Origin of the sequence: Oceanospirillum sp., from assembly GCF_048265165.1 — a bacterium.
Lineage (GTDB): Bacteria > Pseudomonadota > Gammaproteobacteria > Pseudomonadales > Halomonadaceae > Oceanospirillum.
On sequence record NZ_JBLXCD010000001.1, the window covers coordinates 314,054 to 339,320 of the forward strand.

The following is a 25,267-nucleotide window of genomic DNA, read 5'->3' on the forward strand; positions in this document are numbered from 1 at the left end:
CAGCACAGGTTAATAGCGGGCAGGTTCCTCATAACGCGCCTTCATTAAATCGGCTTTAAGCTGACTACCATCTGAACTCAGCGCGCCCCGGGCCTTCAGGCTTTGATACCCCTCATCAAGGGCCTGTCGAATATCAGGCCGACGCTTATCAACCCAGATAGCCAAAGGTGCCTGGATCAGGGGTGTATAGTGAAACACATCTCCTAACCCCTTTTTCTCAAAATACCAACTGAAATGCTTGCCTCCCCAGAGGTATTCTGCCCTACCATGTTGCAGCATTCGAACGGCACTATGGTTATCTTTAGCCATCGCAAGCTTGATTGCTCCGGATTCAGATAGTGCTGCCAAATCTTTGAAATAGCGATAAGGAGACTCCCAACCTCGAATGACGATCATGCGATGTCCTTTAAGCTCACTTTCACTGATGGTCATGTGCTCTGGTGGTAAGCGAGAGTAGATACCGGCTGACCAAGGAAATTGCCAGTCACTGGTGGTACAGCAGTCACCGAAACTTGGATGTCTCCCAGTAATAATAGCCGAAGCCGTGTGGTCAGAAACACTGCGGTAAACGCGGGCAACCGGTAATATTTTAAACTCACAGTTTAGCCCGGCTTCAGAGCAGATCTCTCTGACGGTTTCGATAACAGTCCCGGACAGACGGCCCGATGGTGCAATATGAGCCAGAGGTGGATAAGAAAAAAAAGCGATGATGGTACTCTCATCATCGGGAATACGACTGCTTTGTAATATTGCGCTGCCCTTAGCGGTACGGTTTACATCACTGGCTTCAGATGACAGGAATGAAAAAAGCGGGATTAACCCTACCAGTAATACCAGGATTGATTTCATGACACTCCCTGAAATAAAAAAATATGCGCTAGTCTAACGGCTCAGAGTTCTCAGAAAAAAGAAGTTGTAACAGCACCTGTGTCGCATTGAAGAGGTTTTCTTGAGCTAGCGCCAAAGCCTGCTCTAATGATTGGTTTTCCGGTGTAATCGAAAGTGCAAGACTGATACCTTCTTTATATACAGCCTCGTAGCCATCACCTAGTTTTCCTGTTAATGCGACAACAGGTTTGGATAGCCTCTGAGCTCTTCGGGCCACCCCGACAGGTGTTTTACCTGCAAGAGACTGGCCGTCCAGGCAGCCTTCTCCGGTTATAACCCAGTCTGCCTCTGTGCAATAACGATCAAAAGCGACAATCTCCAATACTTGTTCAATACCCGGTTGCAGACTGGTATTAAAAGCAGCAAGAAAAGCGGCGGCAAGGCCGCCGGCAGCCCCTGAGCCGGGAATATCGGCCACTGAACGGCCAAAAGTTTTATATAAGACCTCTGACCAGTTGATTAGCCCCTGATCCAGAGAAAGAACCTGATCCGTTGTTGCGCCTTTCTGCGGACCGAAAACTGTGCTGGCACCCGCCTCCCCCGTTAAAGGGTTACTCACATCACAGGCCAGCAAAAATTCACTCTCGCCCAACCTCGGGTCCAGCTGCTCCAGATTAAGAGAACTGACCTGGTTAAGCATTTCACCCGTGGGTAATATCGCCTGGCCTTCAGGGCTTAAAGGCTGAGCCCCTAGCGCCGCTAGCATGCCGATGCCACCATCATTCGTAGCACTCCCACCCAGTGCGATCAAAAAACGCCGTATCCCTTTGTCCAGCATCGCTAATATCAGCTGACCAACCCCCAGAGTGGTGGTTACCTCCGGGTTGCGGCGATCCACAGGCACAAGATGAAGGCCCGCTGCCTCGGCTATTTCAATAATAGCGGTATCGCCATTCACGACACCGGCCTTTGCCTGAACCGGATGAAAGAGTGGCCCGGTTACAGTAAAAAGCTCTGACTGACCATCAAGAGCAGAAATGAGTACATCCAGCGTACCCTCGCCTCCGTCAGCCAAGGGTAACGTGGTGATATCCGCATCAGGCAGGCAGTGTTTTATCGCCAGTGCAATGGAACAACAGACCTGGTCTGCGGTCATACTTTCTTTAAATGAATCTGGGGCAATCAGAAATTTCACAGTGCACTCTCTTATTTCTTATTTTATTTATTTGGCTTTGTTTTCTGCACTTTTCCATAAACGTCAATCATCGCGTTTTGTGACAAAGGTCGACAAATCACTTTCTGTGACAAGGCTCCACAATACTTAACTTGAGGCCTTCGGTTCAAGCCATTATTCTTAACCGTATTGCCCCCTAATAGGTTTTAGCCATGATCTGCCGATACAGTCAACTTACTCCATCACGCCATCGGCCGAAGCGCTTAGGGTCAGCCTTGGTTGCGACTCTGCTTTCTTTATCTTTCAGTGCCAATGCCTTAGCTGAATGCCCGGATTACGAGGCCAAGAGCGCAGCGGATAAGCTTTCAAAAGTTTTCCTGGGAAAGAACAGTTCTGTTTTTCAGCCTGCGGTTGTTCTTAAGCGTCACCATCCCAGTCGCCAGAAAGAGGTCGCCAGTTACATTAAAGCAGGTAAGCAGTATTACACCATGTTTTCCATTGTGAACGGCAACTGCAAGGCCTTCTTTATCAAGCGGGCTGGCCCTCGCTATTAAATCCATCCACCTTTTTATTTCAATAAAAAAAGCCGCTTCACAATTTTGAAGCGGCTTTTTTAGTGCTGCCGTTTAGTTACACCACATTCATTTTAGGGTGGGGTTTATAGGGTATACGGAAGAACATGGCATAAAACACAGGTACTGCAATCAAAGTCAGCAAGGTGGCAAAGCCAAGTCCAAAGGCGATCACGACCGCCATACCTTCAAAAAAAGCATCAAACAACAGAGGCACCATCCCAAGAATAGTCGTAATGGCAGCCATACAGACCGGACGTACACGGCTGACCGCCGAATGAAAGACCGCTTCATAGGGGTCAACACCCTTGGAAAGCTCATAGTTGATCTGATCAAGCAGTACAATACCGTTCTTAACGATCATACCGGAAAGACTCAGGAAGCCTAAAAGCGCCATGAAACTGAAGGCGGCATCCATAATCAAAAGCCCCTGGGATACACCGATCAGCGCCAGTGGCACACAGAGCCAAATAACAATGGAGGCTTTAAACGAGTTAAATAACAGCACCGTGATAATGAACATAAACAGGTAGCCCATAGGTAATGAGCTGAAAATGTTTTGTTGTGCATCACGGGAGTTCTCGTACTCTCCCCCCCATTCCAGGCTATATCCCCGTGGCAGCTCAATCGCTTCAACCTGAGGCCGAATGCGGCGGAAAACAGAGTCTGTGGTTTCATTCCCCATAATCAGCGGATCACCCATTACTGTGATGGAACGCTTACGGTTTCTGCGCTCAATAATAGGGTCTTCCCAAATGACTTTAAAGTCGGAAACCAGGCTGCTCAAAGGTACATAGTTTTTAGTTGCCTGACTATAAACCTGAAGGTCATGCATCTGATCGATCGTCAGGCGCTCCTGGGCTGGCGGCTGCATAATAATCGGGATTTGGCGTGTCCCTTCACGATAAACACCAACCTGAGCTCCCGAGAAGTTCATCAGTAGAACACGGTCAATATCTTTCTTGGTAATCCCTAAACGTCGGGCATGGGACTCATCAAATACCGGGCGCAGTACTTTAACCCGTTGACGCCAGTTATCTTTTATACCCTCAATGCCACCATCTTCAGCAAAAATCGTTTTTGCTTTTACAGAAAGCTGGCGAAGCACTTCCGGGTCCGGGCCAATAAAGCGCGCTTCCAGTTTAGAGCCACTTGCGGGGCCTAACATTAGCCGCTCCAGCTTGAAATCCAGATCACTGTGGTTGGCTTTCAGGTACTCGTGCACACTGGCAATCATATCGGGAATATCGCCGCCATTTTTTGCACGAACCACAATCTGGCTATAACTGGTATTCGCTTGCGCCACGGAATACGTCAGCATAAAGCGCAACATGCCTTGCCCTGTTGTAGAGGACGCGTAGAGAACACGGTCGTCTTTCAGGATAAAGTTCTGCACATCCTGAACCCGATCATAGGTATCACTGATATGGCTTCCTTCCGGCATCTCCATCGTGACAAAGAACAAGGGTGTCGTTGATGGTGGGAAAAATGCCTGCTTAACAAACTGGAATGCCCAGCCAGCTGTAATCAGTGACGCCACAAGAATCAGAACCGTTGTTTTACGGTAGTGAAGTGCCCGGGACAGCAGCCATTTATAACCTGTAAACAAAATACCCTTGTATGGGTCTTCCAGTTCATGATCTTCTTTTACCTCTTCTTTGAAGAAAAGATCACAGAAGAACGGCGTTAAAGTAATGGCCGTAATCCAGCTCAGGAACAATGAAATCAACAAGACCTGAAACAGAGAACCAACAAACTCACCAACTGAATCCGGTGATAAACCAATCGGAGCAAAAGCCACAATAGCAATAACCGTGGCACCGAGAAGAGGCCACTTAGTTTGCTTGACCACATCTTCGGCAGCTTTGAGCTTGGTATGCCCACGTTTCAGGCCGATCAGAACGCCCTCGGTGACAACAATGGCATTATCAACCAGCATGCCCAAAGCGATAATAAGTCCGCCCAATGAGATACGCTGGAGATTAATCCCCAAATACTGCATCACGATGAAGGTTCCCAGGATGGTCAGTAAGAGAATCAAACCAATCAGAATACCCGAGCGAACCCCCATAAAGACCAGTAGCACCAGGATCACAATCCCGACAGCCTCAAATAGATTGAGCAGGAAAGAACTGACCGACTTATCCACCTCATGGGACTGGAAATAGATAGTATTCAGCTCAATACCGGCAGGCTGCTGATATTTAAGCTCTTCAATCCGTGCCTCAAGGTTTTTACCAATATCAACTACGTTGACACCGGAGGCAAAAGATACGCCCAATAAGAGAGCGCGCTGACCATTAAAGTCAACTTTATGGCTGGCCGGATCTTTATAGCCACGGCGAACTTCTGCCACATCACTCAGATAGACGGTGTCGCCGGTTGCTGAAGGTAACAGTAGGTTTTCCAGGGCAGAAATATCTTCAAACTCACCGGTCGTACTGATCCGGATATATTCACTACCCACTTTTACCCGGCCAGCATTAGAAACCGTATTCTGGCTGCTAAGCAGCTGGTCAAGCTGAGCAACAGTAATACCCAATGCCGATAAGCGAGCCCTGGATATCTCAATAAAAATTTGCTCCTGCTGCTGGCCAGCGATGGCAACTTTACTGACACCATCAACCAACACCAGATCACGACGAAGAAAATCAACATAGGATTTCAGGTCATTGTATCGGTAACCCTCTCCGGTAACCGCCAATAAAACGCCATATACATCCCCAAAATCATCCACGACATTAGGCCCAGACGTTCCCTTGGGCAGAGATGGAGAAAGATCCCGCATTTTCTTGCGCAGTTCATCCCAAATCTGATTCAGCTCTTTACCGCGATAGGTATCCTTAACGGTCAGCTGAACTTTGGAATAACCTGCTTTACTGGTTGATACCAGCTTATCAACATAGGGAAGATTCTGGATCGCCTGTTCAATAGGGTATGTCACCTCCTCTTCCACCTGCTCCGGTGTCGCCCCGGGATAATAGGTGATGATAAGAGCATCCTTAATGGTGAACTCAGGGTCTTCCAGCTGACCCAACTGAGCAAAAGAGATGACACCTCCAATCAGAAGTATCAGAGTAATCATCCAGCTTGAAACTTTTTTCTCGATAAAATATTTAGCGATACTCACAGCTTACAGCCCCCGCTCTTTAACCCAGGGGCGCACTTCCATCCCGTCTTTAATGGCATGGGCTCCGGCAGCAACAATCTGCTCACCTTCGCTAAGCCCTGAAGTCACCTGAATCATATTGCCCTGTAGCTCACCGATGGTAACAGCACGTTTGTTGATCAGATGATTTTCCGGGTTATAGACCCAAACAGAACGCTCTTCACTTTCTGCTGGCTTCGACTCATCCATAAAAACGGCTTCTACAGGAACAAGCCAGAAAGCAGGGTCCCCCAGCATCTCATTAACATTCACCTGAACCTCAGCAGTCATGCCCGGTAAAAGAGTCACTGAAGCAGGGTCCGGACGCGGCATGGTCAGAATAACATCATACCCTTTAGTACTCGGGTCAGGGTTGGTGCTATGTTCTTTATAGCGTGCTTCAAAAACCTTACCCGGCACACTTTCAACCACTACTTTGGGCAGATAGCTGGTATTGTCTTTACGGATACGGGCAACAAGGTCTTCAGGCACCTGAAAGCGCACATCAATTGTTTCCGCATTTTCCAGTTTAACAATAGGAGCCGTCGCGCTGACAAACTCATAGTTATCCGCGTAAACCCTGGCAATTACACCATCATACGGTGCTTTGATTTTACTGTATGCCAGCTGATTCTGCGCCTGCTCCAGGGCAGTTTCAGCCTGATCCATAGAGGTTTTTACCTCATCAAGCTGCGCTTGGGTTGCAGCCTTTTGCACCACCATGGCCCGTATCCGTTCATACTGCAGCTTGGCCAGATCATAAGCTGTCTGGCGCTGCTTAACGTTGAGCAGAAAGTCCTGATCATCCAGTGCGGCCAGTACCTGGCCCTTAACAACCGTTTCCCCTTCTGTCACCGGAAGCTGTTCCAGCTCGCCTGAGACACGAAAAGCCAAATCAGTTTCCTGACTGGCCACAAATTCTGCCGGGAAATAACGCACCGAAACGCTTTGGTGGCCTATCGAAGCCAGCTTAACAGGCCGGATAACATCCTGAACCGCCGCGTTAGTCTCCTCCTCCTGACAGCCTGTAAGCAATAGGGTTGATGTGAGTGCACAAGCGATCACAAATAAACGTGATTGAGCAGGCATCAGTTTAATTCCTCGGGTTTGGGGTCAAAAAAGTTAGGCCGGTTTATAGGCAGTTATCTATTCACCAGACAGATGCTGGAACAAGGATCTTAATATGCATCCACAAGATAGATATTGGGCTGAGAATACTAGAGTAAATATGTCTGGTATGACATGTTAATTATTCATCAAATTAAAACAAGTGATTAACAATCTGACCGTTGCGATAAAAAACCGGAAAACAAGGCGTTACAGCTCAAAAACTGAAGAGGTCAATGCTTCTGATCTGGATATGGATCAGTAATATGAAAAAAGGCTGCCAACGATATATGGCAGTCCTTTTATAAGTTCGGGTTGATTAAGGGGATATCAGAAGCCTTCAACCAACTGAGGGCATGTCAGCTGAGGACATAACATATCGCCATCCGGGCGATCTGTTTTAGCCAGAATATCCTGTAAACTCTGCTGAATACTGAGATCATCCGGTGATAAGGTAATGGCGCACTGAACCGCCTGAAAAGCACTGCTATAGCATTGTCTCGCTTGCTGAATATAAGCAATTCTGTTCCAGAGTTCACCTGACCGGCTCAGCGATGGGCTGTCTAATAAAATCTCCGAAGCCGAATCAAGCAAGCCAGACTGAAAATAAACATTGGAGAGTGCCTGGCGCATAGCTTCTGACTCCGGCCACAGTACTACACCCTTCTCCAGTGCTTTTTGTGCCGAAACACTTAACCCAATATCTGCAAGGTCGAGACTGGCGGCCAGATAGTCTTTAGGGGCTGCTTCAACCGGAGCCTGACCTGGCTTCAGAAAGAGATAAGCCCAACTACCGGAGCGATCCCATGAGGTTAAAAAAGTTTGTATATCAATAGACTCAGTCCCTGCTATATCAGAGCTTAACGTCAGTTCCTGACGGTCAAGGTTATAGCCTGTCAGGACAGAAAAATACTCCCGAGATTCTGAGCTTGCCATTGGATGGCTTAATACAAGAACAGGGAATCCTGCCTCCACCTGAAGCAGAAGATGGGCCAGATCAGGCTTAAGCTTGTAGGCTAACAGCCCGAGGCCACGACCGGCATTTACTACAGCAACAGATGATGTCACCTTCTGTCCTGAATAGCAGTCTAGCCCCGGCAGATCTGATGGTTGAACCAAATAGCGCTTATCATTAATCATTGCAGCTAATGCCGCGAAGCCGCAGGAATGTTTACCTTGAGGAGAAATCTGAACGCCCTTCAGCTCGGCCTTACGTGCCAGGGGGCGTGAAAATTCCTGATCAACAGTGGCTTCCCTGTCAATATCCCTCATGTTGCGCGCTTCATTGCTAATAATTTTAGGCTGACTGCAACCTGCAATGGCCACCAGAAGAACAAGCAAACCTCTGAAGGCCAGGGTGCGCCGCCTTAACAGGAAAGCAGCTAACGATGTTACAACTGGAATAAACATAACAAAGATTCTTTATTAAGCGTCATGGGTATGACCTTCAAGAGCGCAGGCATTGCAAACAGCGCAGGCAAGACGACTGTTTTAACGCATATATAAAAACCACAACAGATCTCTTAAAGGCCAGCATTTTCGGTGTACTCAGAGTGATCTAATCAAGCACCATGACGGAAACACTCATCCAACACACTAATACCAAGGCCAGCTTTTTTATTAACACGAATCTGAACCGGAATACGTTCCTTCATCGCACTAATATGACTGATCACACCAATCATCTTGCCGCTGGCATTTAAATTATCCAACGCATTCAGCGCCATCTCCAGGGTATCGCTGTCGAGTGTACCAAAGCCTTCATCAAGAAAAAGTGAATCAATACGCACTTTATGACTGACAAGATCCGACAAGGCCAGGGCAAGTGCCAGACTAACCAGAAAACTCTCTCCACCGGAAAGAGTACGTGTGTCGCGCACTGCATCAGCCTGCCAGGTGTCAAGAATTTCTATTTCAAGTTCAGAATTGACTTTGCGTCTCAGCTGGTAGCGGTCATGCAGTTGCAATAGCTGCCGATTAGCCAGTTCAATCAGATACTCAAGCGTTAGCCCTTGAGCAAAACGGCGGAACTTATCGCCATTGGCGGAACCAAGCATCTGATTCATCTGGGCCCACAGGTCAGCTTGCTGCTGCTGGCTGTCGATCTCCTCAGCGAGAGATCTCACGCCTTCCCGGCGCTGCTTGTCCTGCTTCAGGACCTGCTTTTGCTCCGTGAGTTCTGTTTTGAGTGTTTCGATTTTCTGCTCATACTCTGTAAGCCTGAGCTCTAAAGCCGGTATCTTTCTGAGTGCCATATTGACTGATTTAGACGATACGGTCTCCTGAAGACTCAGCCAGACGGAGTCATCTGATGACACGCGCCCCGCATCCTGATGCTCTGAAGCGACCGAGGTTATAAATTGCTCCAGAGATTCTTTGTTAACTTTCAGAGTAACTTCGGCCTCACGAAGTGCTTCATCCAGCTCTTTTTTCAGAACCTGCCAGCGCTCATACTCCGCAGCATCCGGTACAGCCTGTTCAAAGGCCTTTTGTGTTTTGAAGGGGCTGGTCTCTAACGTGTTCTGCCAGTTTTCATCCGCCGCCTTTAGCTTATCAGCTGCCTCCTGACAGTAGGACGTTTGCTGACTCAGTCGGGCTTTCAGTTCGTCTGATTTCTCTTTCTGCTGGGCAAACTGAATGCGCATCTGTTCAAGATGCTTTTCAGAATGCTCCAACTGCGCCCTCAAACGCATGCGTTCCTCATCAAGGCTGGCACTACCGAATGACAGGTGGCGTTCCTCTTTCAGCAATTGCCAGCTCTTTTTCAGCTCTTCGAGCTGGCTTTTTATCAGATGGCAGCGTTTTTCCTGTTCCTCAGCCTGCGTCTGCTGGTTATTCAGTTGCAACTGTAATTCACGCTGTTTCTGATCCGCTTGCCGCTGATTTTCCGTCGCTTGCTGCCATTCGCTAAGCTGCATACGAAGCTGACTCAGCAAGGTATGCTGCTGCTCTAACTCCGGCAACGCTGCATTTAGGTCTATCTGACGCAAGCTTTGAACCAGTACCTGCTCAAGGGTAGTGACCTGCTGCTGAAGCTTGAGACGGTCTGCTTTACACTGCTCTTTTTGGGCAAGAAAACGCTCAAGCTGCTTTTGTAACTCATGGATCTGTTTCTGAGCATCCTGATTGACGGTTTCCCGCTCATGGAGCTTTTGCTGAATCTGCCAGATATTCTGTTTCAGAGACTCTCGCTCATCGATACAGGTCTGAACAGACTGACTTGCGGTCTTGAGGATATGAACTCCCTGAGCGGCGAATTCAGCCTGGAGCCCCGGTAGCGCTGCTGGCTGCCTGAAATACTGAACCAGCTTATCAATAAGCTCATTTAGATTGCCAATCGACTGATTTAAAATAAGTTTTTCTATTTCAGACACCGTGCTACAAACATTCTGGCAGATCTGTTGCCACTCAGTTTCGGTTTGTTGCAGGTTTTGCTGCTTCTGTCGCTGATCCTGCTGCAGTGATTCAATCCGCACCTTCAGCTGGTCGATCTGGTTGCTCAGCTGCTCCCCTTTTTTCCGCGTCTGCTCCAACTGAGCTCGCATGTTGTGCAGCCGAGTCTCGGTCTGGCTTAACTCAATGGCCCGATATTCATGAATTCCAGGATGATCATGGGAACCGCACAGAGGACAGGCTTCATCAGGTTGTAAACGATTACGAGCATCTTCCAGGGCAGCAATCTGACGCTCACGTTCGTGCAATTGTTCAAGATCCTGAAGATGGGCATTCAACTTTTTGTACTCATCCCGAAGTGGCGTGCGTTCTTTATCTAAAGAGTCGACCTGCTCTTTGTAACGGTTGATCTCCTGCTCTTGTTGATGCACCTGTTCGGTGAGTTTCAGGTATTCCTGCTGATAATAGGACAGCTGCTGAACAGGCTCCGGGAGTTGGTAAAGCTCATTCAGAAGTGATCGGGCTAACGCATCATTTTGCAGAGGATGTTGCAGAAGCTGTTGTTCAAGAGGGGATAATTGTTGAGTAAGGGCCATGCGTTCGGCGTCAAAACCCTTGGTTTGCTGCTCCAGGGGCTGGAGATGATGACGAATCTCTTGCAGTTGCTGATCCGCATTTTTTTCCTGACCAGCGAGATGTACCAGCTCCTGGTGATGTTCCAATCGGCGTTTAAACTGCTCTGTTATTGTCGGCAAGCTCTCAGGCAGTAAGCCACAATGGGCATTATTCTGCAGCCACTGCTGGTTTTGCAGTAAATAGTCTTGCTGCTGATTAAGGTCTGAAGCCAACTGCTGTTTCTTGTCCTTCAAGGATAGAAGCTGGTGCTCTTCAGGCTCAAGCAGGCGCTGCTGCTCTGCTATCTGAGACTCAAGCTGACGAATCTTTTCATCCAGTGGCGCGAGCTCTTCGTTCAGGCGCTTTTCAGCTTCCGCTTTGTTAACTTTATCTGCTTTGAGGGCCGTATCGGCGGTATTGAGTCGGTGTTCAGCCTTTTGACGCTCAGCATCCTGACGCTGATGTGCCTCGTAAAGCTCTGTCTTGCGTTGTTCGGCCTCTGCTCTAACTTGATCCAGCTCCTGGACTTTCTGATACTGCGTCAGAATTTTTTGTGCAGGGCCTGCTTTATCGAGGGCATTAATAACCTCTTTGTGAGTTTTAAAAGCAGCCTGAGCAACTTTCAGCTCAGATTCCGCTTGTTCGTTTTTTTGCCAGAGGGCTTCCAGCTGTTTAAAAGCGCTCAGCTCTTCGTTAAGACGTTTCCGTCCTGGTAAAGCATCCTGAAGAGCCGTTTCCTTAGCAGCCAGAACCGTTTCACATTCAGTGATCTGGTCCGAGGTGAGTAGCTCAACACCTTCCAGTCGATATTTGAGTTGCGTAACCACATCCTGTTCTTCTCTATGGCGCTGAAAAACCCGTTCAGATATCTGCCCGTAGACTTCTGTACCTGTCAGCTTTTCCAGTAATCCAGCTCGTTCGCTTCCACTGGCATTGAGAAAAGCGGCAAACTGCCCCTGTGATAGCAGCATAGATTTAGTGAAACGATTAAAATCAAGGCCGGTCAGCGTTTCGATAAGACGTTTTTTATCGGTGCTTTTGCTGGCCAGAATACGGCCCTCACCATCAGTAAGCTCCACTGTCGGCGCCTGCAGACGCTGAGTTCTGGCTGCTTTGCGCTGAGCCCAAAACGCCCGATACCGCTCACCATTGATGGCAAATTCAACTTCTGCCAAACAGTCCTGAGTATGATGGGTCATTAACTGATTATCAGAGCCGGAAACCTGCAAACGTGGGGTTTCATGGTAAAGCGCCAGACAGATAGCATCCAATAGTGTTGTTTTACCGGCTCCGGTCGCACCGACAATGGCAAAAATAGCACTACTGTCGAAGGGCTCCTGTGTGAAATCAATTTTCCACTCCCCTTTCAGGGCATTCAGATTCTTTAACCGGACGGTCAGAATTTTCACGCTTTGATCTCTCCCTGAATCTGTCGGAAGCAATCTATCAGTTCATGCCTACGCTCTTCTTCCAACGATTCCTGTTCCAGGCGTTTCAGAAACACATCTTCAGGTGTCAGCTCATCCAGCTGAGCTCCATGGTGATAATCCGCTAAGCTGGATTGACGTCGGCTATCCCGACGTAAACGAAGCAGGTCCACAGGCAGGTCACCGATCATAGCTTCAATACGGGGTTGCAGATCCGACAAGTAATCATCTGTCTTAACATTAATTTCAAGCCATAGACGCTGACCATCAGTCCATGACTCAAACTGAGCAGGCAGTCGCTCTATCTCAACTTCAATTTCCGATAAGCTGCCTGTAATGCGCTGCATCGGTTGAAAAACCGGAACAGGAATACCCTCTGTACCCATAAACCCGTTGTCAGAATCCAGTTCAGCAATTAATACCTGCTTTTCCTTAGCCTTCTCATCAAAGCTTAGTGCCAGAGGTGAGCCGCAATAGCGGATATGTTCGGTTTTTGCGACTTTTTGGGGCCGGTGAATATGACCAAGAGCAATATAGTCCGCCGGAGGAAACCCAGATGCCGGAAAAGCATCCAGTGTACCGATATAGATATCCTTAACCGATTCGGATGTGGATGCTCCAACAGTGGTGAGGTGTCCCGTCATAACGACAGGTTGCTGCGGGTATTGCTGCTTAGCCAGCTGGTACAGCTGCTGATAATAATCACTGATCTGTTGTTGCAACTGCTGCTTTCTCTCATCCGCTGACAGACCGGCCTTTGAGCGCATCAGATCACTGGGGCGAAGGAAGGGGACCGCACAGAGTATGGCGTCTGTCTCACCGAGTTTATTCGTTAAAGGGATCAGAACATCATCATGAGTATGGCAGGTATCCATGGAGATACCTTCAGGATCAGCGCCTGCGATCACCCGGGTATTCAGTGCCTGGAGTAGCGCTTTCGATTCATTAAGTACAGCAACAGAATCATGATTACCCGCCAGTAAGATTAGCTGACAGTCCGGGCTTTCCTGGTGCAAGCGAACAATAAAGCGATTGTAGAGCGCTCTGGCATAACTGGGAGGCGTTCCGGTATCAAACAGGTCACCAGCAACAATCACAGCATCAATAGACTTTTGCTTTACCTGATCTAAAAGCCAGTCCAGAAAAGCGCTTTGTTCCTGCTCCCGGCTTTTACCGTAAAACAACTGACCTAAATGCCAGTCGGAGGTGTGCAGAATTCTCATATAACATCCCTGAAACGGAAAGCAGACAGTAAAGCGAATACATCAGCTATGGACGAAGGCCAATACGCATATCACCATTGTCAAAGAATTGTGCAACCTGCTTACGCTTCCGGCCAATGAGTAGCGTCCCATCATCCAGAAAGAGGAAGTTTTTCCACGCCCGGCAAAAAACAGCCCATGTGGTTTCAATAACATGCTCGCTGTCATAACAAACATAAACCGTTGTATTACCTTCACAGTCAAAGTGCTGTTGCATTAATTCAGGAAGATCATTGCTGCTGCTATCCCAGGCCTGTTGCCAGGGACCGATTTCTAACCAGGTTTTACTGTTACCCGCCCAGTCATCTTTTTGAAAAAAACTATGATCTGAGCTTTTCTGGCTAATCTGCGACTGCCACAGCTGTGCCGAACGCTCTGTTGTCATTGGCTTAATCGCAGCCAGATCCTCAGCGGTAATGGGCAGGTCTTTATGGCGAAAAATCCAGCGCTTTGAGTACGTGTCTAAATCGATATAACTCATTAAAATTCAAAAACCTCTACGATGCGGAAGCTCGGTGACGTGAACGTGACAACACCGGGCTAATGGGGCGCATTATATCAGTTTCTGATTCTGGTTTCAGGGCTTGCCTGATTACCACAACCCACTTTAGGAGTGCTGAAACGCAGTGGCTATTGCTGTTCTTTCAACTCAGTCAAGTAATGGGCAATTTTATCTGCTTGACTGAACTTAATTTGCGGAAAAACAGGCATTCTGGGATAGCGTGGATCGCCTTCGCGGATCAGCTTTATAACTTCAGCACGGCTGAGGCGATGGGCCGCATTGGCGGGAATACCCATTAGAAACTTACCAAGACCATTGGCCTTATGACAACTCGCGCAATACTCCGTATACATCTGCTTGCCCGTGGCACTGGTTGGGGGCGGATCATCATTATAGAAGCACCCAGATAACAGCAGTGATGCGAGCAAAAGCAATATCCCGAAAATCTTTCGGTTAGACTCTAACAAGTAAGGTGATAATCTGACACCAGCCATGGGCAACTCCTTTTTCGACTTGGATCTCAGCTCTGCAAAGCTTTTTATCCTAAATCTGATAGGCATTCTTAACTATTACCTGAACATAGCTCATTTGATGATAACAAGCATTGCTACAGGGCAAGCATAACCAACCCCGCCATCAGAAAGGTCTGAGACCGGAAAGATACTCTCTCCGACGGGGCACGACATCAGAACAGATGACTTTAGGCTCAGCCGAAACGCTGAATCAGGCTGGACAGGTCATTAGCTTCATCCACTAGGTGAAGACTGGACTGTCGGGTAGCACGACTGGCATCAGCCGTTGCCTGCGCCGATTGATGTATCAGTGAAATACGCTCTTTCATCTCGTTAGCTGCGGCAGATTGCTCCTCAGCGGCAGAGGCGATCTGGATATTCATCTGACCCAGCTGACTGATGATCGCCTGAAGTTCAGCCAATACCTGTTCGGCCTGCTTAATCTCATCAACCGTAGAAACGGCCAATGATTCAGAGGTTTGCATTTGGCTAACCACTTCACGTGTCTGATCACGAAACTGAGATAAAATAGTCTGAATATCTAACGTTGACTGTTGAGAGCGATGAGCCAAACCCCGAACCTCATCCGCAACAACAGCAAAGCCACGTCCTGCCTCCCCTGCACGGGCAGCTTCAATGGCCGCATTTAGCGCCAGAAGGTTTGTCTGCTCAGCTATGCCGCCAATCACATCCAGAATCTGATCAATATTCTCACTCTGTTCCTGTAACGCTTCTAATTGAGCCGTTGAACTACGCACTGAGTCGCATAACGACTGTATCGCCTGCTCGCTTCTTCGTACAATATCTTGACCCGAGTAACTCACTTCATCCGTTTTTCGGGAAACGCCGGCGGCCGCATCACAGTTGCGGGCGACCTCTTCAGTCACAATACTAATTTGTTCCATAGCAGTAGCGGTCTGTGCCAGCTCATCAAGCTGAGTCTCTGTCTGAGAACTCACTTGAGCAGCCTGCTCAGAAACCCCTTCAATATGGCGGTGAAAATGGGCTGATGCATTATCAAGACGGTTCACGACCGTTCTCATTGTGCGATCCAGATAGTGCAGGGCAATATCAACTTCACCCACTTCATCATGATAGTTACTGTAGACTTTCTGTCCCAGTGGATCGCTGTAAATCTTACGACACTTAGCCGCCAGCCTGCGATATTGTTTCGATTGCTGAAAAGCGGCAAAACCTATACCGAGAACAGAAAAGATAACGATCAGGCTGCTTTTATCCAGGGAGATATCAGCCATCCAAAGTGCCAACACCAACAGAGGTAAGGTAAACAACATGCCCTGAGCAAACGTAATAAAAGTACGACTCTTACTTTTAAACCAGTGAGATAGAAGTGCCCCCCCATTTCTAATAGTGCTATAAAGCTCATCCGCACGATCAACATCTGGCTGGTCCGGGCAGTGACGAACGGATTGATACCCTGTAATTTCCGAACCTTCAAAAATCGGCGTCACAAAAGCATCAACCCAGTAATGATCGCCATTAGCAGTACGGTTTTTAACCAAACCGATCCAGTTCTCACCTTTGGATATCCGTTTCCAAAGGTCGGAAAAGGCTTCTTTCGGCATATCCGGATGCCGGATAATATTATGGGGAGCACCGATCAACTGACTTTCATCGTAACCAGATAAGCTAACAAAGTAGTCATTACAATCCTGAATGATCCCTTTTTTATCGGTTGTCGAAATAATGCAGCGATCAGGATCGACCTTTATTGCCCTTTGGGTGACAGAGGGTTGTGACATCGAATTGAATCCTTAAATGATACTTTCAACTGCCTCTGGTAGAGATGCAAAGCACTCAACCAAGCCGGCTCGGGTCAGGTTTGTAACAAACAAATCGAATTCATTAGCAGGCAACGGTTTGCTGATGAGATATCCCTGAAGATAATCACATTCAAGGGCTTTTAATGCAGACCTTTGCTCCTGAGTTTCAACACCTTCAGCAACAATCTGCATGCCGAGACTTTTAGCTAGCTGAACAATAGCCTTGGTCACCAGCCGCTCCTGGGGTTGCTCCGTCATTTTCTGCACAAAGCAACGATCGACTTTTAATTTATCAAGCTGAAAACGTGTCAGGTAACTCAGACTGGAGTAACCGGTGCCAAAGTCATCAATAGATAACATAAAGCCTGCTTCTTTGAGGTCCGCGACCACAGAAACTGCCGAGTTAGCGTCCTGAATCATCGCCGTTTCTGTAATCTCAAGAGAAACCCTCTCAACAGGAACCTGATACTTATTCAAAACAGACATTAACTGTTCCGCCAACCCGGCATACTGTAATTGATGTGCGGATAAATTGACGGCGACACTTCCCGTAAAGCTTTCACCCCAACGGTTTATCTGCTGGCAGACCTCTTCAATAACCCAATGCCCAAGCTCATAGATCAGCCCGGAATGTTCCGCGATGGGTATAAAACGATCTGGAGGCACAAAACCAAATTGCTCTGAATTCCAGCGTAACAGAGCCTCAGAACCTACCAACTGACCGGTTTTCGTATCAACAATTGGCTGATAGTGCAGAGAGAACTCGTTGCGCTCTAACGCCAAATGAAGCGCCTGTTCCAGCAATACACTCTCTTTAGCGATTTTCTGCAGTTCGCTATTAAAAAAGTGACTGCTATTCCCTCCCTGCTCTTTTGCATGATGCATCGCGATATGAGACTGCTCAATCGCTTCACGGGGGCGCTGGCTCTGTTCCAGCAGGCTAATACCAATACTGACTGTCGAGCGCCATTCAATGCCCTGATATTCGATGCTACTTTGTAATGTATCCAGCAACCCCTGAGCGACGGACTCTGCCTGGGAAGGCGATGTTATATAAGGCGTTGCAATAATAAATTCATCACCAACAGAGCGCGCCACATAACCATCCGGCAAAAAAGTCTCTGACAACCGCTGCAGAGTGGTTCGGATGATGTGATCCCCCAGTGCCATACCACCATGGCGGTTCAGGCGCCCCATATTGTCGATCCCGATGTAAAAAACAGTAATCGGCTGTTGATGGTTTTGCAGCTTACGGCTCAGCGCTTCCGTCAACCCTTGCTGCCCCATAATGCTGTTACTTTGGCCTGGCGCTAATGAACTGACCAGAGATGGAGCATCGTTGTGCAATACAACTTCTCCTGACGAGAAGTAATTCGTAATCTGACCGGCTTCATTCAACACGGTATAAATCGTTTTCTGCTCAGGGTATTCCTGCCCATCTTTTCGGCGATTCCAGATAAGCCCGGACCAATAGCCGTCATTGATGAGACTCTGCCATAGGTTTCGGTAAAAGGCTTTGTCCTGACGACCTGAACTAAAGAAGCCAGGATTGAACCCCAGCACCTCAGCAGAGGGGTAACCAGAGATCTCCTCAAAGCGTTTATTAGCCAATACAATTCTGTTACTGGCATCAGTTACAACAACCGATGCCCGACTGGAATTGAAAATACGCTCAAAGAGTGTCCACTGGTCCTGATATTTCTGCCGCCAGCGAATATCACGCACAAAGCAAAGCGCTGTCGAATCTGATAGCCGCTTAAGGGACCATTGAAAGTGAAAGCTTTTACCATCACTCGCATGTCCTCTCCCTTCTGCCGTAAGGGCAGATGTTTTATTCAATTGTGATAATAATTCTTCCCGGGTCTGAAAGAGACTTCCTTTCAACCAACTAATTAAAACCGCCTCTGGCAAGTGATACTGCCTTGCCATCTGTTTAAACTGAGTATTAGACGAGAGAACCGTCAACTGCTGATCTAAACTGATATGGGCAAATGCCGTATCAATCAGTTCCATACCTTGCGAAACACCTTCTAACAGGTGTGACGCATCAGCAGACATTACGAAACGGTTCAAAGTAAAACTCCATCAGTTAAAACAGAATAAATAAAGAAATGCTTATATTGAAGCTACGGCCGCGGCAATTTAGCACCTAGTCCAACGGATGAAAAGATGTTTCAGGCATATGTAAAGTTTGGTTTTAATCCGACACCAGTCAAAAAAATTAGCATCAAGATTTGACCTACCTCAAAACACCACGAAAAATCAGGGCATTAGGTTACATTGCAGGACTCAAAAACATATATTCAATAAGCATTGAACTGGCCATGTGTTACAAAAAAGCTACAACAAAGTCGTCACAGCGTCTTATATTAACAAGCCTAAATCGTGTTAAACATAAAGAATACTGGCCGACCCGAGCCCATAAAATAAAACCTGCCCACCATCCCAATAAAAACCAAAAGGGCGGAATTCTTTTTTATATAAGCCAGAAGCCTTACAGACTGTCTTTTTATAAAATAATCAGTCAGTATCCACTGGGATATTTGCCACAATTTACCTATATACCACGCAAGGCGATCTGATGAACTTAAATGACTTCCTGAATAAACTTGCAACAGATACAGGCCCGGAGTTTGAAGAAACCCAACAGGTCATTGCCAATCTCTACCACTACACTCCAACCGCCTTCAGTAACGGCGATATAAGAAATGAAGCGGGTCAAAATGAAGGCAGCTGTAAAATCTTTGCATTTGCAAAAGATCAGCAGCTGAGTCAAGAGAGCACCCTTCGTTGCTTCGGGCGCTTTTATCAGGATGTGTTGAATACGCCGGAGGGCACAGACCATGGAAATATTCGTAATTTTATGCGCCATGGCTGGGACGGCATCCACTTTGAATCTCAGACACTGACACCCAGATAGACCGATAAAATTTTAGCTAAGTCAAAAAAGCCTGATGCAATTGCATCAGGCTTTGTTCTATCTGATGACGTTACGGCTACCAGCTGTCGGAGCCCTGCTCAAAGGTGCGGGGCCTCAGATTATCGGGTTTAAGGAAAGGCTTCTCACCGGTATTCGTATGCGCACCCAGTACTCGGCCATTAACCTTAGTTCCGTATAGCGTATGCTTATGGAAGTTCAGGAATTTCTCGCGGGTAGCCTCAGCGCTACCAACAAAACGAGGATCCTGAGGACGCTCCTGAGCGTTAATAAAATAGGCCACATCCCAGGCTTCCTGATCAGTTAACTTACCAGGTTGCCCTAATGGCATGTTGTGCTTAATAAATGCGGCGGCGGTAAAGATACGGGTCATACCCGCTCCCCAGTTGTATGCTCCATCTCCCCATAGAGGTGGAAAAACAACCGTTCCTTGAGCATTTTTCTGGCCCTGGCCTTTGTCGCCATGGCAAATCGCACAGTTCTCGGAGAAGACCGCTTCACCACGGCCATAATCCGACTCAAGTTTTGGCTTTTCTAATTTGCCAAAACCCCGGCCTGCAATATTGGTTTCATAAACAGGGGCTCCTTTGGCCATCCATTGCTGATAGGCCACAAGAGAAAGCATGGTATCACTACCGTAGGCGGGAGGCTTTCCGTTCATCGAGAATGCAAAACAGCCTGCGATCCGCTCTTCAACTGAGTTAACATGTTGATTCTTACCCCGAAAATCAGGCAATGTCGTACTGGCAGGCCAAACTGGGGCAGCCCACATTTTACGCCCTTCACCCATATGGCAGGTTCGGCAGTTCATATCGTTAAAGACATTCTTACCACGAAGCTGTTGTGTATTCATAAACAGATCGTAGCCTTTTCGGATGACAGCCTTTAACTGCGGCTTTAAACTTTCATCTTTTTCCAGATCCTCAAGAGCCGGTGCCTGATGAACATACTGCCCCTCTTTCGGTTCCGGCAGTTTCACTGAAGTATCAGCGACGGTTATGCCACAACCCATTATCCCAAACAGCAATAGCACGCCCCGTTTCTTTGCAATATCCATGATCAATCTCCCTTATTTGATCGGCTGTTTAGCAAGCCATAAAGCGACGGCATCAATATCCTGCGCTGTCATCCGTTTGGCTACCGCCAGCATCAGGTTGTTTGGATCATTACTGCGGCTTCCGTTTTTCCAAGCGTGCAGTTGCTGGCGAATATAATCTGAGTGTTGCCCCGCCAGTTCCGGAAAGCTTTTCCCAACTCCGGCTGCATCTGGCCCGTGACAACTGTTGCAGGCGGGAATATACCGATCCCAATCACCCCTGACAGCAAGACGCTTGCCCAGAGCCTGCTGCTCAGTAGTCAGCGATACCGTTTCAGTATGCTTAGGAGGGAGTTGTGCATAATAGGCTGAAACATTCTTAATTTGCTGTTCCGTGAGCATATTAGCGAAGGGCATCATGGTGGCGCTCTGCCTGAGCCCTCCACGGAAATCCTGCAGTTGTTTTTCGATATATTCCGCATTCAGGCCAGCGAGTCGTGGCCAGGACTCAGCGCCAGCGTTACTTTTGCCATTACCGTCCGCCTGATGGCAGGCGGTACACATCGCCGATGTTTGTTGTCCTTTTATCGGGTCCGCATCAGCTAATGCCAACCCGGATGCACTACCACTACTTAGGGCTATTACTAAGCTGGCAATACAGGGCTTCAGTTGCTTTTTCATAAGCATACCTCATCAATCAAGCAGTCCATTTTTATAAGCATTCGCTTATCAGGATGTCTTTTTATTATTTTCTATCATCCAGATAGAATTAAAGCCTGGTGATGAACCCATCAGCAGGCTTTCGGACACCCTAAAATAGATAATACTAAATTAAGAGATATATGCTATGTCAAATTAGTTACGACTAGTTACTTCCAGCAGGTGGTAGCCAAATTGAGTCTTAACCGGCCCCAGTACCGTATTGAGTTCACCGGAGAAAACAGCTTTATCAAACTCCGGTACCATCTCACCGGGGCGGAAACTGCCAAGATCGCCACCTTCAGCACCGGATGGACAAAGTGAGTGCTCCTGAGCTACAGCAGCAAAATCTTTACCGGATTCAATTTCCGCCTTCAGGCTCAGGCATTGCTGTTCATCAGCCACCAAAATGTGACGTGCGCTTGCAACGGGCATAATCCGTCTCCTCTGTTGAGTTGAGTCTAACAACTCATTTAATCGTGATGTGGGTATAGCGGGTTAACAAAAGGCCGCCTAAGTAAGGCATAATACGGGAAATCAGGGATACCGGCGTATATTGCCAACTCTTCTGGAATTAATTAATAGACTAAGATCATAGAAAAGCATTCAGGTTCCCTGAATTTCGCATATTTGGAGTATAAATGGCGCTAACATGCCGTATAGGCTGCGCAGCTTGCTGCATCGCCCCCAGTATCAGCAGCCCACTGCCAAAAATGCCTACGGGCAAACCGGCAGGCGTACCTTGCGCTCACCTGCTACCCGATCTGAAGTGCGAGCTTTTTGGACAGCCTGAACGACCAAAAGTCTGCGGCGATTTCCAGCCGGCGGACTATGTCTGCGGGGACTCCCGGGAACAGGCACTTATTCTACTGACAGAACTGGAACGCTGTACCTGATACAGTCAGCTTAGCGGCTGATAATCAAATCATTGACGGCCCTGGGGATGAGGTCATTTTTCACCCCCGTAGTCGCGACGGGTTGCTCAAACCAGAATGCTATCGGCTGATCAAAACCGATACCGTGCATATAATTGTATAAGGCTTTGCGCAGCCCTGCTCCAAGCAGGTCGTGATCTGTCCCTGTAGGATCAGTAAACTCGACATCATTCTCAGCAAACAAGGTTTCAGGCCGCGGCTCAAGGCGAATACCATATTCATCCGGATTAACGCCAATGGGGCTATGTATGGTGGCTGCAAACCGATGCCAATATGCGGACTGAAAGCATCCCTCCTGCATCATCTGGCGGACCATTTCAAGAGCATCAATGGTTTCCTGCTCAGTTTGCGTTGGAAAGCCATACATCAGATACGCATGAACTAAAATGCCGCTATCACTAAAAGCTTTCGTTACCCTGGCAACCTGCTCAACACTGACCCCCTTTTTCATCAACTTCAGTAATCGATCGGACGCAACTTCCAGGCCACCACTGACGGCGATACAACCGGAATCAGCTAACAGCTGGCAACGCTCAGGCGTAAAGGTCTTCTCAAAGCGGATATTGCCCCACCAACTTATCACCACACCCCGCTCTATCAAACGACGAGCCATGGCAAAAAGTGCCTTTGGTGGTGCCGCTTCATCCACAAAATGAAAGCCCGTCTGACCGGTTTCTTCGATCAGCTGTTCAATGCGATCAACCAATATATCGGCGCCAGCTTCGTCATAGCGATCGATATAGTCCAGAGTGACATCACAGAAACTGCACTTTCTCCAGTAACAGCCGTGGGCGATCGTTAGCTTGTTCCAACGACCATCACTCCAGATGCGATGCATTGGATTCAGCATCTCGCATAAAGAGAGATAATCATTCAGTGGCAAGCCGTCATAAACCGGTGTGCCTACATCCGTCTGCGGAATATCATGCAGCACAGGGTTTTCATTTAAATGTACGTATTGTCGTCCTGACTCATCCTCTGCCAGAAAGTACGTACGTACCAGATCATCGGCCTGACGTTGCCCAGAAAAGTATTCCAGCAGGGTCAATAATGGCCGCTCGCCATCATCCAGGCAGATAAAATCGACAAACTCGAAAATTCGCGGATCTTTCAGGGCCCTGAGTTCAGTATTAACAAAGCCCCCACCCATGACGACAGGCAGGTCAGGGTTGATCTCTTTGCAGGTCTGTGCAATCCGTAAAGCGCCCAACATGTTACCGGGAAAAGGCACCGTTAACGCAACAACACTAGGCTGGGCTTCTTCCACATAGAGTTCCACCAGCTGTTCCAGAATCTCTGAGCTGAAGCTGGGCTCTGCCATTAACGTATCATAGAGGGCATCAAAGCTGGGGTTCGCCGCCGCAAGGCGCTCTCCATAGCGACTAACCTCAAAATAAGGGTCTACACCCTGGGTAATGACAGCGGAAAGGTCGTTGATAAACAGGGTTGCCAGATACTTTGCTTTATCCTGTACCCCCAAATCACCAAAAGCCGCTTTTAGTACATCGCCGGAAACGGTTTCCATTTGAGCAATAGCATCAAAAGCCGGGCCTTCAGGCAGAAAGGTGCGGGAGATAATTCGTAGGGCAAGGCTTGGATCTTTACCTTGCAGAAAGCGGATCGTGGGCTCTACGCAAAGCCGGTAACGGTCAAATTTTCTGAGAAAACAACCAACAACTGGTGGTAGCTGGTCCTCATCAAATTGTTCAAAGTTTTCTTCGACGTGCTGACGAATAATATCCAGCCCCTGGGCGGTCATCATCTCAAGGAAAAGCTCAATGGCCGGATCTCTTTGCACCGCGTCATAGCCCCTGGAGCGTAAAAAGCCAGTCAGGTAAGCTGTTGCCGGATACGGTGTATTCAGCTGTGTCATCGGTGGAGTCATCAGAAGAACGGTCATAGCCTGCCTTAATCGTAAAACCGAGTATTAAATAGGGCGCGCATTCTAACAAATGACCTCAGTAAAAGCCCTAAGGCTTTTACCAAATGGTGCCATCACAGTTGCCTGGGTTGCCAAATAAGGAGATATTAGCTCAGGCCAACGCCCACCAAAATCGGAAGCACAACAAGACTGAGTAACGAACCTACCCTGAGCATCTCTTTTTGCGGTACAAGGCCACTGCCAAATACAATGGCATTTGGCGGTGTTGCCACAGGCAGAGTAAATGCACAGGAAGCACCAATGGCAATCAATACCGCAAGAGCCGTTTGCCCCAGACCCACACCTTCCGCCAGCGGCAGAAAGATCGGCAACAGCAGTGCAGCACTGGCGGTATTACTGGCCACTGCCGTTAACACCATAACAAAAATGATCAGACAGATAATAAAAACCATCAGAGGTGTGTGCTCAATCATCACAATAATATGATTCGCGATAAATGCACTGGCCCCTGATGCCGACAACAGAGCACTCAGCGTTAAGCCGCCACCAAACAGCAGTAAAATCCCCCAATCGGTTTGTTCGTTCAGCTCATTAAAATCCAGTAGCCGTAATGCCGCTAGTAACAAAATAGCACTAACCGCAACAACGGCATCAATACCACTGGTAATACCCAGAAATGCCGCAAGAGGCTTACTGAAAATCCAGCCCGAAACCGTCAGGCCAAACACAAGCAGAGTCATAAGCTGAGCATGATTGAGAGGCGGTAATTTTTCCGCTTCAAAGGCAACTGGCTGGCTCAATTCCGGCTTGCAGGTGAATTTTAATGTAAAGATCATTACCGGCATCAGGACAAACACCACAGGCAGTGCAACCAGCATCCACCCCGTAAAACTCAGCCCAACCGCTGCAGCGGCAATGGCATTGGGTGGGCTCCCCACCAAGGTTCCGATACCACCGATATTTGCCGAGAAAGCGATACCCAGCAGAAAGAACAGATAGGTACGCCGGTGTTTCGATGAGTCCAGCGCAGATAGCACACCGAGAGTCAAAGGCAGCATCATGGCTGCCGTAGCCGTGTTTGAAATCCACATCGACAGAACGGCAGTGGCCATAAAAATCAGATTAGCCGCTTTACTCAACTTGCCTGCAGCAATACTCAGAATAGTCTGAGCGATTCTTTGGTCAAGCTTTTGCTTATGCAAAGCAGCAGATAGGGCAAAGCCACCCAAAAAAATAAAAATAATCGGGTTAGCAAAAGCGCTGAAAGCCTCTTTCACATCAAAAATCCCGGAGACTACCGCTAATACCGGAACCAGTAGGGCTGTCATACTGACATGAATCCATTCGGTCACCCACAATGCAGCGATCACCAGCAGAATCAAACACCCCATCAAAACAGGGTCAAACATAAAGAAGCATCCTCAAACCAGAAAACGAAATGTCCACTGCACTG

The 25,267-nt window shown here is 48.0% G+C and carries 19 protein-coding genes; 3 read left to right on the forward strand and 16 right to left on the reverse strand.

What is annotated here, in order from left to right; genetic code table 11:
• Positions 1-9: 9 nt before the first annotated feature.
• Together ACN0R8_RS01325 and ACN0R8_RS01330 are read right to left on the reverse strand one after the other, a co-directional pair.
• Positions 10-849, reverse strand: coding sequence for a substrate-binding periplasmic protein (locus ACN0R8_RS01325; protein WP_417594296.1), 840 nt, complete (start codon positions 847-849; stop codon positions 10-12).
• Positions 850-877: 28 nt separating this feature from the next.
• Positions 878-2,023: a glycerate kinase gene (locus ACN0R8_RS01330; RefSeq protein ID WP_417594298.1), complete on the reverse strand. Its 1,146-nt coding sequence runs from the start codon at positions 2,021-2,023 to the stop codon at positions 878-880.
• 191 nt (positions 2,024-2,214) lie between these two features.
• On the opposite strand from ACN0R8_RS01330, the gene ACN0R8_RS01335 reads away from it, so the two are divergent.
• Positions 2,215-2,556, forward strand: coding sequence for a hypothetical protein (locus ACN0R8_RS01335; protein ID WP_417594300.1), 342 nt, complete (start codon positions 2,215-2,217; stop codon positions 2,554-2,556).
• A gap of 76 nt (positions 2,557-2,632) precedes the next feature.
• On the opposite strand, the gene ACN0R8_RS01340 is transcribed toward ACN0R8_RS01335, so the two are convergent.
• The 9 genes from ACN0R8_RS01340 to ACN0R8_RS01380 all read right to left on the reverse strand — a co-directional run bounded on the left by ACN0R8_RS01340 (position 2,633) and on the right by ACN0R8_RS01380 (position 18,397).
• The gene (locus ACN0R8_RS01340; protein WP_417594302.1) at positions 2,633-5,704 is read right to left on the reverse strand and encodes an efflux RND transporter permease subunit; all 3,072 of its coding nucleotides are present in this window, start codon (positions 5,702-5,704) and stop codon (positions 2,633-2,635) included.
• A gap of 3 nt (positions 5,705-5,707) precedes the next feature.
• On the reverse strand, positions 5,708-6,811 hold the full coding sequence (locus tag ACN0R8_RS01345) for an efflux RND transporter periplasmic adaptor subunit (RefSeq protein ID WP_417594304.1): 1,104 nt from the start codon (positions 6,809-6,811) through the stop codon (positions 5,708-5,710).
• Between the two features lie 348 nt (positions 6,812-7,159).
• Positions 7,160-8,239: a hypothetical protein gene (locus tag ACN0R8_RS01350; protein WP_417594306.1), complete on the reverse strand. Its 1,080-nt coding sequence runs from the start codon at positions 8,237-8,239 to the stop codon at positions 7,160-7,162.
• Between the two features lie 152 nt (positions 8,240-8,391).
• Complete coding sequence (locus ACN0R8_RS01355; RefSeq protein WP_417594308.1) at positions 8,392-12,246, reverse strand: SbcC/MukB-like Walker B domain-containing protein; 3,855 nt, start codon at positions 12,244-12,246, stop codon at positions 8,392-8,394.
• Positions 12,243-13,487 carry an exonuclease subunit SbcD gene (gene sbcD, locus ACN0R8_RS01360; RefSeq protein ID WP_417594310.1) on the reverse strand — a complete coding sequence of 415 codons (1,245 nt, stop codon included), beginning with the start codon at positions 13,485-13,487 and terminating at the stop codon, positions 12,243-12,245. Before sbcD ends, ACN0R8_RS01355 begins: the two co-directional genes overlap by 4 nt.
• A gap of 46 nt (positions 13,488-13,533) precedes the next feature.
• Positions 13,534-14,007: a DUF2947 domain-containing protein gene (locus ACN0R8_RS01365; RefSeq protein ID WP_417594312.1), complete on the reverse strand. Its 474-nt coding sequence runs from the start codon at positions 14,005-14,007 to the stop codon at positions 13,534-13,536.
• Between the two features lie 149 nt (positions 14,008-14,156).
• Positions 14,157-14,522, reverse strand: a complete 366-nt coding sequence (locus ACN0R8_RS01370; RefSeq protein WP_417594314.1) for a c-type cytochrome — start codon at positions 14,520-14,522, stop codon at positions 14,157-14,159.
• A gap of 212 nt (positions 14,523-14,734) precedes the next feature.
• Positions 14,735-16,303: a methyl-accepting chemotaxis protein gene (locus tag ACN0R8_RS01375; protein WP_417594316.1), complete on the reverse strand. Its 1,569-nt coding sequence runs from the start codon at positions 16,301-16,303 to the stop codon at positions 14,735-14,737.
• 12 nt (positions 16,304-16,315) lie between these two features.
• Positions 16,316-18,397 carry an EAL and GGDEF domain-containing protein gene (locus tag ACN0R8_RS01380; protein WP_417594318.1) on the reverse strand — a complete coding sequence of 694 codons (2,082 nt, stop codon included), beginning with the start codon at positions 18,395-18,397 and terminating at the stop codon, positions 16,316-16,318.
• A 508-nt stretch (positions 18,398-18,905) separates the two neighbouring features.
• Here ACN0R8_RS01380 and ACN0R8_RS01385 point away from each other — a divergent pair.
• Positions 18,906-19,244, forward strand: a complete 339-nt coding sequence (locus ACN0R8_RS01385) for a HopJ type III effector protein (protein WP_417594320.1) — start codon at positions 18,906-18,908, stop codon at positions 19,242-19,244.
• Between the two features lie 76 nt (positions 19,245-19,320).
• Here the strand turns inward: ACN0R8_RS01385 and ACN0R8_RS01390 are convergent, their stop codons facing one another.
• The 3 genes from ACN0R8_RS01390 to ACN0R8_RS01400 form a co-directional block, all read right to left on the reverse strand.
• Positions 19,321-20,319, reverse strand: a complete 999-nt coding sequence (locus ACN0R8_RS01390) for a c-type cytochrome (protein WP_417594322.1) — start codon at positions 20,317-20,319, stop codon at positions 19,321-19,323.
• A gap of 12 nt (positions 20,320-20,331) precedes the next feature.
• On the reverse strand, positions 20,332-20,979 hold the full coding sequence (locus tag ACN0R8_RS01395) for a c-type cytochrome (RefSeq protein WP_417594324.1): 648 nt from the start codon (positions 20,977-20,979) through the stop codon (positions 20,332-20,334).
• Between the two features lie 174 nt (positions 20,980-21,153).
• On the reverse strand, positions 21,154-21,432 hold the full coding sequence (locus ACN0R8_RS01400; protein ID WP_417594326.1) for a peptidylprolyl isomerase: 279 nt from the start codon (positions 21,430-21,432) through the stop codon (positions 21,154-21,156).
• Between the two features lie 206 nt (positions 21,433-21,638).
• On the opposite strand from ACN0R8_RS01400, the gene ACN0R8_RS01405 reads away from it, so the two are divergent.
• Complete coding sequence (locus tag ACN0R8_RS01405) at positions 21,639-21,893, forward strand: YkgJ family cysteine cluster protein (RefSeq protein WP_417594328.1); 255 nt, start codon at positions 21,639-21,641, stop codon at positions 21,891-21,893.
• A 10-nt stretch (positions 21,894-21,903) separates the two neighbouring features.
• On the opposite strand, the gene ACN0R8_RS01410 is transcribed toward ACN0R8_RS01405, so the two are convergent.
• Together ACN0R8_RS01410 and ACN0R8_RS01415 are read right to left on the reverse strand one after the other, a co-directional pair.
• Positions 21,904-23,832 (reverse strand): B12-binding domain-containing radical SAM protein, encoded by a 1,929-nt coding sequence (locus ACN0R8_RS01410; RefSeq protein ID WP_417594330.1) that lies wholly within the window; start codon positions 23,830-23,832, stop codon positions 21,904-21,906.
• 128 nt (positions 23,833-23,960) lie between these two features.
• Positions 23,961-25,223 carry an SLC13 family permease gene (locus ACN0R8_RS01415; protein ID WP_417594332.1) on the reverse strand — a complete coding sequence of 421 codons (1,263 nt, stop codon included), beginning with the start codon at positions 25,221-25,223 and terminating at the stop codon, positions 23,961-23,963.
• Between the last annotated feature and the right edge of the window lie 44 nt (positions 25,224-25,267).